This is a genomic window from Sphingobacterium hungaricum (assembly GCF_015210005.1).
Lineage (GTDB): Bacteria > Bacteroidota > Bacteroidia > Sphingobacteriales > Sphingobacteriaceae > Sphingobacterium > Sphingobacterium hungaricum.
Genome location: NZ_MU158698.1, coordinates 895,876 through 909,835, shown reverse-complemented (window position 1 = coordinate 909,835; position 13,960 = coordinate 895,876). Strand labels below are relative to the sequence as shown.

General features: G+C 37.5%; 15 protein-coding genes. 10 read left to right on the top strand and 5 right to left on the bottom strand.

Features of this window, described 5'->3' with window-relative positions; genetic code table 11:
* The first annotated feature begins 34 nt into the window (after positions 1–34).
* From C4F49_RS07170 to purE, 4 genes are read left to right on the top strand one after another with little or no spacing between them, the layout of a single operon-like run.
* Complete coding sequence (locus tag C4F49_RS07170) at positions 35–619, top strand: NADH-quinone oxidoreductase subunit A (RefSeq protein ID WP_196935191.1); 585 nt, start codon at positions 35–37, stop codon at positions 617–619.
* A complete protein-coding gene (locus tag C4F49_RS07165) occupies positions 616–1,119 on the top strand; it encodes an NADH-quinone oxidoreductase subunit B (protein WP_196935190.1) in 504 nt (167 codons plus the stop codon). The genes C4F49_RS07170 and C4F49_RS07165 overlap by 4 nt, the downstream gene beginning before the upstream one ends.
* 13 nt (positions 1,120–1,132) lie before the next feature.
* Positions 1,133–2,275 carry a 5-(carboxyamino)imidazole ribonucleotide synthase gene (locus tag C4F49_RS07160; RefSeq protein ID WP_196935189.1) on the top strand — a complete coding sequence of 381 codons (1,143 nt, stop codon included), beginning with the start codon at positions 1,133–1,135 and terminating at the stop codon, positions 2,273–2,275.
* A 1-nt stretch (position 2,276) separates the two neighbouring features.
* Positions 2,277–2,783, top strand: a complete 507-nt coding sequence (gene purE, locus C4F49_RS07155) for a 5-(carboxyamino)imidazole ribonucleotide mutase (protein WP_196935188.1) — start codon at positions 2,277–2,279, stop codon at positions 2,781–2,783.
* A gap of 84 nt (positions 2,784–2,867) precedes the next feature.
* Here the strand turns inward: purE and C4F49_RS07150 are convergent, their stop codons facing one another.
* Positions 2,868–4,499 (bottom strand): ABC-F family ATP-binding cassette domain-containing protein, encoded by a 1,632-nt coding sequence (locus C4F49_RS07150; RefSeq protein WP_196935187.1) that lies wholly within the window; start codon positions 4,497–4,499, stop codon positions 2,868–2,870.
* A 176-nt stretch (positions 4,500–4,675) separates the two neighbouring features.
* On the opposite strand from C4F49_RS07150, the gene C4F49_RS07145 reads away from it, so the two are divergent.
* The 3 genes from C4F49_RS07145 (at position 4,676) to C4F49_RS07135 (ending at position 7,722) form a co-directional block, all read left to right on the top strand.
* Positions 4,676–6,601, top strand: a complete 1,926-nt coding sequence (locus C4F49_RS07145; RefSeq protein WP_196935186.1) for an IGHMBP2 family helicase — start codon at positions 4,676–4,678, stop codon at positions 6,599–6,601.
* Between the two features lie 133 nt (positions 6,602–6,734).
* On the top strand, positions 6,735–7,199 hold the full coding sequence (locus tag C4F49_RS07140; RefSeq protein ID WP_196935185.1) for a hypothetical protein: 465 nt from the start codon (positions 6,735–6,737) through the stop codon (positions 7,197–7,199).
* A gap of 10 nt (positions 7,200–7,209) precedes the next feature.
* Positions 7,210–7,722 (top strand): hypothetical protein, encoded by a 513-nt coding sequence (locus tag C4F49_RS07135; RefSeq protein ID WP_196935184.1) that lies wholly within the window; start codon positions 7,210–7,212, stop codon positions 7,720–7,722.
* 93 nt (positions 7,723–7,815) lie between these two features.
* Here C4F49_RS07135 and C4F49_RS07130 read toward each other — a convergent pair whose 3' ends face one another.
* The 4 genes from C4F49_RS07130 to bshA form a co-directional block, all read right to left on the bottom strand.
* Positions 7,816–8,793 carry a sugar phosphate isomerase/epimerase family protein gene (locus C4F49_RS07130; RefSeq protein WP_196935183.1) on the bottom strand — a complete coding sequence of 326 codons (978 nt, stop codon included), beginning with the start codon at positions 8,791–8,793 and terminating at the stop codon, positions 7,816–7,818.
* Between the two features lie 187 nt (positions 8,794–8,980).
* The gene (frr, locus tag C4F49_RS07125) at positions 8,981–9,544 is read right to left on the bottom strand and encodes a ribosome recycling factor (RefSeq protein WP_196935182.1); all 564 of its coding nucleotides are present in this window, start codon (positions 9,542–9,544) and stop codon (positions 8,981–8,983) included.
* A gap of 21 nt (positions 9,545–9,565) precedes the next feature.
* Positions 9,566–10,270: a UMP kinase gene (gene pyrH / locus C4F49_RS07120; protein ID WP_196935181.1), complete on the bottom strand. Its 705-nt coding sequence runs from the start codon at positions 10,268–10,270 to the stop codon at positions 9,566–9,568.
* A gap of 154 nt (positions 10,271–10,424) precedes the next feature.
* On the bottom strand, positions 10,425–11,561 hold the full coding sequence (gene bshA, locus C4F49_RS07115; protein WP_196935180.1) for an N-acetyl-alpha-D-glucosaminyl L-malate synthase BshA: 1,137 nt from the start codon (positions 11,559–11,561) through the stop codon (positions 10,425–10,427).
* Between the two features lie 109 nt (positions 11,562–11,670).
* On the opposite strand from bshA, the gene arfB reads away from it, so the two are divergent.
* The 3 genes from arfB (at position 11,671) to C4F49_RS17930 (ending at position 13,954) form a co-directional block, all read left to right on the top strand.
* Complete coding sequence (gene arfB, locus C4F49_RS07110) at positions 11,671–12,090, top strand: alternative ribosome rescue aminoacyl-tRNA hydrolase ArfB (RefSeq protein WP_196935179.1); 420 nt, start codon at positions 11,671–11,673, stop codon at positions 12,088–12,090.
* Positions 12,091–12,332: 242 nt separating this feature from the next.
* Positions 12,333–12,704: a BlaI/MecI/CopY family transcriptional regulator gene (locus C4F49_RS07105; RefSeq protein ID WP_196935178.1), complete on the top strand. Its 372-nt coding sequence runs from the start codon at positions 12,333–12,335 to the stop codon at positions 12,702–12,704.
* A gap of 17 nt (positions 12,705–12,721) precedes the next feature.
* Positions 12,722–13,954, top strand: a complete 1,233-nt coding sequence (locus tag C4F49_RS17930) for a M56 family metallopeptidase (RefSeq protein WP_231388230.1) — start codon at positions 12,722–12,724, stop codon at positions 13,952–13,954.
* The last annotated feature ends 6 nt before the right edge of the window (positions 13,955–13,960 follow it).

Sequence of the window (13,960 nt, the reverse complement as noted above, 5' to 3'; positions counted from 1 at the left end):
GGTCAGATTAATTAATATTTCTTAAATTTGAAGCATGGATGATCCCGCACAGCTATCGGCTTATGGTAACGTACTTCTATTCGCAATAGTAGGCTTACTATTGGTTTGTGCAACACTGTTTTTGGGAACAATCTTATCTCCGAAAAATCCGAATCCGATTAAGTTAAGCACCTACGAGTGTGGTGAAGATGCTATTGGTACCTCATGGATTCAATTCAATCCACGGTTTTATGTGATCGCCTTGGTGTTTTTGCTTTTCGATGTGGAACTTATTTTTGTTTTTCCATGGGCAACAGTATTCGGCAACGCCGATTTTATTGCTGCAGATGCCCGTTGGGGCTGGTTTACATTGATTGAGATGGGGCTGTTCATCGGGATTTTAATTCTAGGTTTGGTTTACGTATGGAAAAATGGTGATCTGAATTGGATTAAGCCAACTCATGTAAAACCTACCGTCGATGTCGCGATTCCTTCAAGCGCTTATGCGAATTTGAACGAAAAAATCTATGTTGTTAAAGACTACAGAGAAGCAACTGTCCCAGAAGAAAAGCCTGAAACAACAAGCCCTGCACCTACGAAAGCGACCTTTAAACCAAAGTTTAAACCCAAAACCTCATGAGTAATCCAAATGCTACGCAACAAAATGGAGTCATCATTGCAAAAATGGATGATTTGCTGAATTGGGCGCGTTTGTCTTCCATGTGGCCGGTTAGTTTTGGTATTGCCTGCTGCGCAATTGAGATGATGGGCGCGATGGCGGCAACCTACGATCTAGACCGATTAGGCGTTTTCCCACGTCCTTCGCCACGACAGTCTGATGTGATGATTATTGCCGGAACGGTAACGTTCAAAATGGCGGATCGCATACGGAAGCTTTATGAACAAATGCCCGAACCAAAATATGTGATTTCTATGGGATCGTGTTCCAATTGCGGAGGACCTTATTGGCAACATGGATATCATGTGGTGAAAGGTGTGGATAAAATAATCCCCGTAGATGTGTATGTTCAGGGATGCCCTCCTCGGCCAGAAGCGTTGATAGGTGCATTTTTAGAATTGCAAAAAAAGATAGATAAAGAGCATATTTTACAGGATAAAATATTCTTAGAAAAAGTTTAAGATACAGAAATATATGGCAAAAGATTTTTATGGTGATTTAAAGTTAGGTATTCTTGGTGGCGGTCAGTTGGGGAGAATGATGATTCAGGAAGCGATTAATTTTAATGTGAACATTCATGTCCTCGACCCTGATAAGAATGCGCCATGCAGATTGCTTTGCAATAAATTTGAATGCGGTTCACTGAGCGATTTTGATACGGTCTATAATTTCGGTAAGGATCTGGACCTGATTACGATTGAAATCGAAAAAGTAAACGTAGACGCTTTAGAAAAGTTAGAACAAGAAGGTGTTCAAGTGTTTCCTCAATCCAGGGTCATTCGTTTGATTCAAGATAAAGGAATGCAAAAGCAGTTTTTTAAGCAAAATGATATTCCGACTTCGGCTTTTCAGTTAATTTCATCCAAGGATAATTTGCAGAATACATCCATTGCTTATCCATTTATTCAAAAATTAAGGAAAGATGGTTACGATGGTAAAGGCGTTAAGCGATTAAACTCTCCTTTGGATATTCCTGAAGCATTTGCTGAACCAAGCATTGTCGAAGAGTTGGTGGATTTTGAAAAGGAAATTGCAGTTATCGTTGCAAGAAATGATAAGGGCGATGTTAAAACATTTCCGATGGTCGAAATGGAATTTAATCCAGTTGTGAATCTGGTTGAGTTTTTAATTTCTCCATCAACGTATTCGGAAGAGATTCAGCAGAAAGCTGAAGAAATAGCGAAGAAAATTGCCTGCGATCTGCAAATTGTAGGTTTATTGGCCGTAGAAATGTTTTTGACGAAGTCAGGTGATATCTTGGTGAACGAGTTGGCGCCAAGACCTCACAACAGCGGACACCAGACGATTGAAGGAAATGCCGTTTCTCAATTTGCACAGCATTTGCGAGCGATATTTAATCTTCCTTTAGGCGATACATCAACTAGACAGCATGCTGTGATGATCAATTTGTTGGGAGAGGATGGTTTCGAAGGCTTAGCCAAATACGAAGGTGTTGAAGAAATTTTGAGTATTGACGGTGTATATGTACATTTATATGGGAAGAAATACACAAAGCCTTTCCGAAAAATGGGGCATATTTGCATCATCAACGAAAACCGCGAATTGGCGATTACCAATGCAAGAAAAGTTCAGGAAATTATAAAAGTAAAAGCATAAAATGGATTCAAAAACGATACAAGTCGGCGTAATTATGGGAAGTCAATCTGATTTGCCTGTTATGACTGATGCAATTGAAGTTTTAAAATATTTAGGAGTAGAAGCAGAGGTAACGATTGTTTCTGCGCATCGCACTCCACAGCGCATGTTCGATTATGCAAGCCAAGCTGCTGACAGAGGATTGAAAGTAATCATTGCTGGGGCAGGCGGTGCTGCTCATTTGCCAGGGATGGTGGCGTCAATTACGCATCTTCCGGTCATTGGGGTACCTGTAAAATCATCCAATTCTATTGATGGATGGGATTCGATTTTGTCAATTCTTCAAATGCCAAATGGTATTCCTGTCGCTACTGTTGCGTTGAATGCCGCAAAAAATGCTGGAATTCTTGCCGCACAGATTATTGCGACCTTTGATCCAAAAATCGCGGAAAACGTAAAAGCATTTAAACTTGAATTAAAAGAAAAAGTTGAAGAGTCTGCTCAGGTGGTGGAGAACATGAGGTTTTAAGTTCACGTGACTAATAAATAAAGAAGCGTGCTCAATAGTGTTGAGCACGCTTCTTTTTTACATCTAAAATTAGATACTTGCCTATTAACGCTCGATATCTTTAAGATTTATCATTTTCTTGTACTCTAAAAACCCTTTGATATCTTCAAAATGCTCTCTTACTCGCTTGTTTCCAAATTCAAAAACTTTAGTCGCTAATCCATCCAAGAAATCACGATCGTGAGAAACTAAGATCAATGTCCCGTCAAAATCTTGCAAAGCTTCCTTGATAATATCTTTCGTCTTCATGTCCAAATGGTTGGTAGGCTCATCGAGAATCAATAGATTAACGGGTTCTAACAATAATTTAATCATTGCCAAACGTGTTTTCTCGCCACCTGATAATACTTTCACCTTCTTAGTCGTATCATCTCCACTGAACATAAATGCTCCTAACAGGTCTTTCATTTTGACACGAACATCACCTATTGCGATTTGATCGATCGTATCAAACACCGTCAATTCACCATCGAGCAAAGCAGCTTGATTCTGCGCAAAATAGCCGATTTTAGAATTGTGACCAATCTTTAATTCGCCATCAAAATTGATCTCGCCCATAATCGCTTTGATCATGGTTGACTTACCTTCCCCATTTTTACCGACGAACGCTACTTTTTGTCCGCGTTCGATGACCATCGAGGCTTTTTCAAAAACCACATGTTCCCCATAGGCTTTAGTTAAATCTTCCACAATCACTGGATAATTTCCAGATCGAGGCGAAGGAGGGAATTTCAGTCGTAAAGCCGAAGTATCTACTTCATCGATCTCAATCACTTCTAATTTCTCCAACATCTTAACACGTGATTGCACTTGCAAAGTCTTTGAGTAAGTTCCGCGAAAACGGTCAATGAATTCTTGATTATCTGCTATAAAACGCTGTTGCTCTTCATAAGCTTTCAACTGATGTAAGCGGCGATCCTTGCGCAGTTCTAAGTAATGCGAATATTTTGCTTTGTAATCATATATACGACCCATCGTGACTTCGATGGTTCGGTTCGTAATGTTATCGACAAACGCTCTATCGTGAGAAATCACAATAACAGCTTTGGCAGAATTGATCAAGAAATCTTCTAACCATTGGATACTTTCGATATCCATGTGGTTTGTAGGCTCATCCAATAGAATTAGATCTGGCTTTTTTAGCAGGATTTTAGCAAGCTCAATGCGCATGCGCCAGCCTCCAGAAAATTCGGAAGTCTGTCTCGTAAAATCAAAACGTTCAAATCCTAAACCTTTCAATACTTTTTCGACTTCAGCATCGTAGTTAACTTCCTCAATCGAATAAAACTTCTCGCTTAGTTCAGAAACGCGCTCAATCAATTTCATGTAATCGTCGGTTTCGTAGTCTGTGCGAATATTTAACTGTTCGTTAAGAACGTCCAGTTCCGCTTGCATCTGATAGACCTCATCAAATGCTTTCGAAGTTTCTTCAAAGACAGTTACATTATCTTGCGTCAAAAGATGCTGTGGCAAGTATGCAATTACTGCGTCTTTTGGCCCGCTTACATTTCCAGTTGTGGGTTTTCCAGCGCCAGCAATTATTTTAAGCAGGGTAGATTTTCCTGCTCCATTTTTGCCCATCAGAGCGATTTTATCATTTTCATTGATTGAGAATGACACATCGGAAAAAAGTGTTGTTCCGCCGAAGGAAACGGAGATGTTGTTAACGTTGATCACTGTAAAGTCGAATATTAATAAGCTGCAAAGATAATCTTATCTTTTAATAGTATCTATTTCTGCAGTATTTTTCAGCTTGACTTGATACATGATATTCTTTTCCGAGTTTGAATTTATTGCACGATCCTGCTATAGGATAGAACTAGGCTGCTCTTATTTGACGTATATTTGTGTTAATGGCGTTAAATTATTTTGAAAACCTACTTGTCTTATTAAAGCAAGAGCAAGATTACGATAGAGAGCAGCATAGTCAATTATTGATGCATAGTAACCTCAATGAACGCCGCGCTCAAGGCGTAAGTTGGTTTCCAATACAAATTACGAAAATAGAAATTGGGCGAGGAGATTATTTATCGGTCAGCCTATTGCGAACAAATAATCAAGAAGAACAGCATCGTTTCCGTTTCGGAATGCCTGTTTCTTTGTTTTCGAATCATAATCCTGGGGAAGATCGACGAAATGGAACCATTGCATTCGTGAATCGTGAATCCATGCGAATTGCTTTTCGTGTTGACGAATTGCCCGACTGGACTCGTCGTGGAAAGCTAGGTGTGGATTTGTTGTTTGATGAGAATAGTTATCGAGAAATGGAACTTGCCTTGAATACCGCCATGCTTTTAGCAAAAAATCCTCAAGAAGGGAAATTGGTTCGGCAGTTTATTGGATTAGAGTCCATCAATTACCGTCCAGCAACGACATTTTCTTATCAAAATGAATCTCTCAATCCAAGCCAGTGTTTGGCGGTAGAAAATATGCTAAGCGAAAATTCGCTAACTATCTTGCACGGTCCTCCAGGTACAGGTAAAACGACGACATTGGTGAAAGGTATTCAGGCTTTATTGAAAAATAAAAAACAGCAATTGTTAGTTGTCGCACCAAGCAATACTGCGGTAGATTTATTGACGGAGCAACTGGATCAAGTAGGTGTTTCGGTCGTACGGATTGGAAATCCAGTAAAAGTTTCGGATCATCTGCAAGCACTCACACTAGATGGTCAGGTGGATCAGCATCGCTCAAACAAGGAAGTTAAAGCACTTGAAAAGCAGATGCGTGCTTACACAGATATGGCGCATAAGTACAAAAGGAATTTTGGAAAAGCAGAGCGCGAGCAGCGAAAGGCATTGTTTAACGAAGCTCATAAAATTCGAAAAGAGATTGACCAGATTCAGAATTTCTTGATGAATGATGTGTTAGGTAAAGCTCAGGTCATCACAGCAACATTGGTTGGAGCAAATCATGCCGTTATCCGCGATCGAAGCTATGGAGCTGTAATTATCGATGAAGCTGCTCAGGCCCTAGAGCCTGCATGTTGGATCCCCATTCTTAAAGGGGATAAAATAATCTTAGCTGGAGATCATTGCCAGTTGCCACCAACGGTGAAATCTATAAAAGGAGGGCGAGAAGGGTTGTACAACACCTTGTTCGAAAAATTAATTGCGCTGTATCCAGAAGCCGTATCCATGTTGCAGGTGCAATACCGGATGAATAGCCAAATCATGCATCATTCCTCTAAATTGCTTTATATAAATCTATTACAGGCAGATGCATCGGTGGCTGATCGGAGATTGATCGAAGACCATCAGCCCATTTCATTTATTGATACTGCCGGAGCAGGATTTGAAGAAATAGAGCTTGACGGAGCAATCAGCAATGAGGATGAAGCGAACTTCTTACACCGGCATCTTCAAGATTTTGTTGGCAAGCTAGATCAACTCTATACACTAGAGGAATTTCCAACAATAGGAATTATAGCACCCTACCGTAAGCAAATCGCTTATTTAAAAACAAATCTAGAGCAGGATGAGCAGTTAAAGAAATACGGAAAATTAATTCAGATCAACACCATTGATAGTTTTCAAGGTCAGGAAAAGGATATCATTTATATTAGTTTGACACGAAGCAATGAAAATCAAAACATAGGCTTTCTGTCCGATGTTCGACGCATGAATGTAGCAATGACTCGAGCGAAGAAAAAGTTACTCGTGATAGGCGATAGTGCGACAGTAGGACAACATGATTTTTATCGTGAATTTTTATCCTATATTGATGAACTGGATGCTTATCATAGCATCTGGGAATATGACTTTGCGGTTGTTGGGTAATTACAATCCAAAGCCAAATAAATTTCAGCCCTACTAGAAACGCTTGTTAGAGTCGTGCGAAAATGTTTATCCAGACGGTAAACTAGTTGAATGTTTGTTTCTAAAAAACGGAAACTTTCTGTATCTTTATTAAATGAATATTGTAGAAATCTCAACGGGTAACTTATATGATATTGAGATTCTGCCTGTCGATGGTAATGACTATAAATTTTTAACAAAAGGGAGATATTTTTTTAACTGGAAATTAGAGAAAGAGCAAGAAGTTTACAAACTGCTTATTCAAGGAAGTAATGAGATTTTGGGTGTCGTTTCTTTGGAAAGAATTCCGAATGAATGGAGAATTCACATTAGATTAATTACGGTTTCAGGTGAAAATAGGGGAAAGAAAAAGCGGTATGATAAAATTATAGGAAATTTAATCGCATACGTTTCAAAACTTGCAGTTGAAGAGTTTGGAGAATTGGCTTGTGTTTCACTTAAGCCAAAAACTCAAATTGCACAGCATTATATTGAGAAGTATAATATGAATACAACGGGAATAACTTTAAGCTTAGAAGTTCCAGAAATTTTGGATTTAATAAATCAATATGACAATTAAAAATAATAATATGGATGAGTCTATTGAACATGGAGTGGACTCAAGATATCATTCTAAAGAAGAACAAGAATCTGAATCCGTAAAGCTTATGCAGGCTCGGTTGGATAGAATGAAAAATCTTTCTAAAGGGCAGGTTAGAAGCGCTAAATTAGTACAGCTGAAACTGAAAATGGAAAATTATCTTAAGAATCCGGTATATGATAGCCACAATTATTTTACCGATTTCTTGCGAATATACATTGATTCTATCTACTCGAAGCATAGTGAATTTGCGGTTGATATGAATATAACTCCTGTATTTCTAAGCCAATTAATCAACAATCATCGTGAACCGAAAGATGAGTTCATCATGAAGCTTATGATACATTCTGAAAAGGCATTTGCTAATGTGTGTGATTTTCAAGAAGAAAATTGGTACCAAGTCTATTTTCAAGAAAAGATATGTGATACGATGTCAAATAGAGAGAAATGGAAACCAAAATTAGAGAAGCAAATAAAGCTTGGAAAATTGCTTGAAATATAAAACTAGGAAGTTTTTTGTTATCATAAGAATGCCCCAAAAAGCGTCTAACTTTTTGGGCATTCTTATATTCTGAAATAGTTTTTAGAGCTTTGCTTATTTAACTAAATATTTTTGAACATAGTCATAACTCTTTTTAATCGAAGCATATTTGTCATCCGAATAAATCATGTCTTGTTCAACGAAAGCATATTGAAGGCCAGATTTATTCGCTTCTTGAGCGATATTGATAAAGTCTACTGTTCCTGTGCCGACTTCTGTGTATTTGATTCGATTGGTAATGATTTCTAAAACATCTTCTTTGTCAACTTCTGGACCTAGTATTGGTTCGACAAATTTCTTGTCAATGTCTTTTAGATGCCACATCGGAAAACGATTCGGGAATTTCTCGAAATACGATTGAGGACTCAATCCAGAACGCTCAATCCAAAATAAATCCAACTCGAAATCCACTAAATCTGGTTCTGTAAATGCTAGCAAAATATCCAAGCCTCGTGTGCCATTCGGGAAAGTTCGGAATTCCCAGAAGTGATTGTGGTAGGCGATTTTGATACCCGCTTTTTTAGACATTTCTCCAGCCTTATTCAACTGCTCTGCCGCATATTGATAATCTTCAACTTTGAAATTATTCAAGTCGAACATGGGAGTTACTGGAGCAACAACATATTTTTGACCAAGCTCATGTGCAATCTCGATGTAATGCTCAATGTTCTCTTTATCCGTATGATTTCGGCTTAAATAAGTCGACATATCATAATGGCCACTATGGGTTTTTAAATTATTGTCGTCTAGAATTTTCTTTAATTCTGGAACCGTCAGATTCCAAAATGAATTCTTAGCCAAATCGACTCCGAAAGTTTCTACGTGAGAATAACCAATTGTACTTACGTTTTTAAGCACAAGCTGTGCATCTTGCGCGAGTTGATCTCTAAGCGTGAAAAGTTGTAATCCTACATTCGCGAATGGTCCATCAGCTTTTTTGCTTGATTCGCAAGAGAACAAATGGGGAAATAAAACTGCCGCCGACAGCCCTAAGCCCGTATTTTTAATGAAATTTCTTCTTGAAGTATCCATATCTTAGTTAGGTAATCAATGACAAGTTAGCTATTTTTTTAAAATAAACCTTCAGAATTATATTCCTTCGAAAGGATTGAGATTGGCTTATTTCGATTCGTTTAACTTGCATTGAAAGTTATGTTAGAAAAAAATAGAGCATTTTTAAAAAAAAAAAATGCTCTATCCAGTTATGATAATTAAAAGATTAGACAGTCATGATGTCTTTTTCTTTCAATTCAGATAAATGATCTACTTTCGCGATGTATGTATCTGTTAATTTTTGAACTTCAGCTTCGCCTACTTTAATTTCATCTTCGGAAGCGCCATCATTTTTTAATTTCTTGATGGATTCGTTTGTGTCTTTACGGATGTTTCGAATCGCAATACGTCCTTTTTCAGTTTCTTCCTTCGCTTTTTTAACTAAATCTCTTCTGCGCTCTTCCGTTAAAGGAGGAATGACCAAACGGATAACAGAACCATCGTTTTGAGGATTTAACCCGATGTTTGAATCAATAATGGCTTTTTCGATTGCGCCAAAAATTGTTTTCTCCCAAGGTTGGACTACAATCGTCCGTGCGTCAGGAGTATTGATGTTACTTACCTGTGCTAACGGAGTTTGACTGCCGTAATAATCTACAAAAATACCATCCAACATACCTGGAGATGCTTTACCAGCGCGGATTTTAGTTAATTCTGATTCCGTATGCACTACCGCTTTTGACATGCTCTCTTTGCAGTCATCTAGTTCGAGTGAGATTAATTCATTCATAGCTTAATTTATTTTTATTATTTAACTAACAATGGTTCCGATATGTTCCCCATCTGCTAATTTTCTCAAATTTCCTGGTTTATTCATGTCAAAAACAATGATTGGTAATTTGTTTTCTTGACATAACGTAAATGCGGTCATATCCATTACATTCAGTCCTTTTTCATACACTTCCGTAAACGAAATGGTGTCGAAACGTTTTGCATTTGGATCTTTTTCAGGATCTGCTGTGTAGATTCCATCTACGCGAGTACCCTTCAAAACTGCGTCTGCATTAATTTCTATCGCTCTTAACGATGCTGCGGTATCTGTAGTGAAATAAGGATTCCCTGTTCCCGCGCCGAAAATGACAATACGTCCTTTTTCTAAATGCCTTACTGCGCGACGGCGAATAAATGGTTCGCAGATCTGCTCCATTTTGATAGCTGTCAAAAGACGAGTTTTTAGTTCAATCTTTTCTAAAGCATCTTGCAATGCCATGCTATTGATTACTGTGGCCAACATGCCCATATAATCTGCTTGTACACGATCCATTCCTGCTTTTTCAGCACTTAGACCTCGATGAATGTTTCCACCTCCAATAACGATTGCAATTTCTAAGCCAAGGCTGTGAATTTCTTTGATGTCTCTCGCATACTGTCGAACGCGTTCGATATCAATTCCATAACTTTGCTCGCCCATTAGCGATTCACCACTGAGTTTTAATAAGATACGTTTGTACTTCATAATTTTTCTTCTGGAGTATTTCCAAAAATCAAAGATAGAATTTTTTTCTGAAAATGTGCGTTTTTAATAGGTTCGAATAAAGCCAGATTATCAGTTTTGATAGTCAAATATGCTACACATACAGGATTAATTCGTTCCATTTTAGTCGATTAGCTTATGCGTTTTTAAGCTCGTCAATTATTTGCTGATAGTAATTTTCGTACATGGGCAGAATTTTGCTGATCTCGAAATCTTGAGCGCGCGTGAACGCATTTTTCTTAAATTCTTCCAATCTTGCCTCATCTTCCAAAATGTAAATTGCATTTTTGGCCATATCATCAACATCGCCAACATCGCTTAAGAATCCGCTAAATCCTTCCACATTCAATTCAGGCAATCCGCCTGTATTGGAGGAAATAACAGGAACTTCGCAAGCCATCGCTTCCAAAGCGGCCAATCCAAAACTTTCAGAGCCTGATGGCATCAGAAACAAATCGGAAACCGATAGGATTTCTTCAATGGCATCTTGCTTTCCTAAAAAGCGAACGTCCGAATCAATCTCCAGCTGACGGGATAATTCTTCTGCATTCCGTCTTTCTGGGCCATCGCCGACCATCAATAATTTGCTCGGAATTTTATCATTTACCTGCTTGAATATCCGAATAACATCATTGGTATGCTTAACCTTTCGGAAGTTTGAGGTGTGCACCAATATTCGTTCATTTTGCGGGGCAATAGCTTTCTTAAAATGCTCTCTTTTCTTATTGTGAAAACGTTCTAAATCGATAAAATTTGGAATTACTTGAATGTTCTTGTCGATGTCAAAATATTCAAGCGTTTGTTCTTTTAAGTTTTGAGAAACGGTCGTCACACCATCCGATTGATTGATGGAAAAAGTCACTACTGGACTAAAACTTTTGTCCTTGCCCACTAAAGTAATGTCTGTACCGTGCAATGTTGTGATTACTGGAATATGTATGCCATATGTTTTTAGTATTTGCTTGGCTAAAAATGCAACGGAAGCATGTGGAATTGCATAGTGCACATGCAACAAATCCAGTTTTTCAAAGCGCACAACATCAACTAATTTGCTTGCCAAAGCAGTTTCGTAAGGCGCGTAGTCAAATAATGGGTATTGGGAAATGGCTACTTCGTGATAATATAAATTCTCAGAGAAAAAATCCAATCGTGCGGGTTGGCTATAGGTAATAAAATGAATTTGATGCCCATTTGAAGCCAAAGCTTTTCCTAACTCTGTAGCAACAACGCCGGATCCACCAAATGTCGGGTAACATACTATACCGATTTTCATATTGTTTGCGTAAAATTTTGGTTTAAAGATAAAAAGGCTTTTCTAATTGCTTTGCAATTTTTTTAATACAGAATTTTTGCTCAAATTAGTTTCATAATTTTGTTTTTGAATGAGTTACGCAATGGATCAGCATAAAGTGCTAAGTGAGATTAAGTTTAAAACTTCACGTTCGAGTGGGGCAGGAGGACAGAACGTGAATAAAGTTGAATCCAAAGTCACGCTTATCTGGTCAATTTGGGATTCGGAAGCTTTTGACCAAGAGCAGAAATCGCGCTTGGCGCACAAGCTCAACACACGGATTTCACAGGAGGGTTTGTTGCAACTCGATAGTTCTGAAACCAGGAGCCAGCTTCAGAACAAAGAAATTGTGACCGAAAAATTTCTATCCTTATTGAATGAAGCATTAGTGCCTGCTAAAAAAAGAAAACCCACAAAAATTCCTAAATCCGTTATTTTGGAAAGACTGGATAGAAAGAAGAAAAATTCCCAGAAAAAATCTGGAAGAAATGTAAGAAATTATTTGGATTAGAGTCTAGATATGAGACAATAGATTTGAGATTTGAGAATTTATATTTTTTAAATAAAATCTTGTATTTTTTACACGAGTAACTTACTTATAAATCTTTAAATAAAATTAAATAACTTATTTTCAATAGATTATACTTATTTTTATTTTCAAACTAAGTTTATAGTTGACAAACTAAATATTTAGTTATATCTTTATTTTGTAATCGATTATAGACTGCGCGGTCTAAGTATAAAAATAAAGGTATGAACGAATTTAAAGAACTAACAAAAGCTGAGGAGCAAATCATGCAAGAGCTTTGGGAAACGGAAGGTGGCTTTGTCAAAGACATCATCGATCGTTTGCCCGAACCGAAACCAGCTTACAATACAGTATCAACAATTATTCGGATTCTAGAAACCAAGGGTTTTGTCGATCATGAATCGTTTGGTAAAAGCCATCGGTATTTTCCAATCATAAGTAAAGAAGAGTATAAAAAAATAATTACTGGCAAACTGCTGACTAATTATTTCGACAACTCTGCGACGAGTATGCTTTCCTTTTTTCTAGAGGAGAAAAAGTTGGATGTAGATGAATTGAACCAAATTCTTCAGATAATTAATAAGAATAAAGATTAAAGTAAAAATTTTAATGTATGATTTACTTCATTTTAGCCAATAGCTCTCTGCTGTTTTTCTATCTGATGTATGTTCTATTTTTTAAAAATTTAACATTCTATCAATTAAATAGGACTTACTTGGTTTCGGCATTAATTGTCTCATTTTTGTTGCCAATTCTCCAATTTATTGATTTAGGTATTGACCGTACGATGTTTGTGGCAATGGTTGAATTGCCTGTGACAGACTTGGTATACGACCAACAGACAGAATCGAACGCACAATCATTTCTAAATTCTATTGATTGGATTTTTTGGATCTATACGATTGGTTGCCTGATTTTGGGAATTAGATTCATTGGGAAATTGATTTCGCTAAAAAGGACCTTTACTGAAGCGGAAAAATCAAATTCCAGTTTCTCTTTTTTCCATCGCATTGTGATCGGTTCAGAAGTGGCTGATTCAGCTTTGATCTATAAGCATGAGGAAGTTCATTATAAGCAAGGGCATAGCGTGGATGTAATCTTAGTCGAACTGTTGCGGATTTTTAATTGGTTCAATCCTGTCTTTTATTTTTATCTGAAAGAAATCAAATTTCAGCATGAATGCATCGCTGATGCCATTTGTGCGAAAGAGAACAAAGTTTATTACGCGGAATTATTAGTGGCGAATGCGATGCAGGTGACACCAAGTACGCTGTCTCATCATTTTTCTACTAATTCCTATTTAAAGAAAAGAATTATGAATTTATTTAAGAAACAATCAAATAAAACAAGTCAATTTAGGTATGCATTTGCTATACCAATCATTTTTGTGATATCAGTTATTTCATTAAGTTGCAATGACAAAACGCCAGAAAGCTTAGAGTCAGCAAATAATCCCATTGATTCTTACCAGCAGTCATCAGCAAATCTCTCAGAAAATAATGTTGTAGATTCGGCTCAAAAGGAGATAACTTTTGAAGAAGTGGAAATTATGCCCGTACCAGCTGGAGGTATCGATGCATTTAGATTGTGGATAGGAGAAAATTATAAATATCCTCAGGCTGCGGTTGATGCGGGGGTAAAGGGGACCATTGAGGTTAATTTTGTGGTCGAGAAAGATGGAAGCCTAACAGATTTTAAAATTATAAGGGATCTAGGGCACGAAACAGGGAAAGCTCTTGTTGATTTATTAAAAGAATCGCGAAAATGGAGTCCAGGTATTCAAAATGGCAGACCAGTCAGGGTGGAGTATAAATTGCCGGTTCGTTTGGATCTGACAAACCAGTAGAAAAGC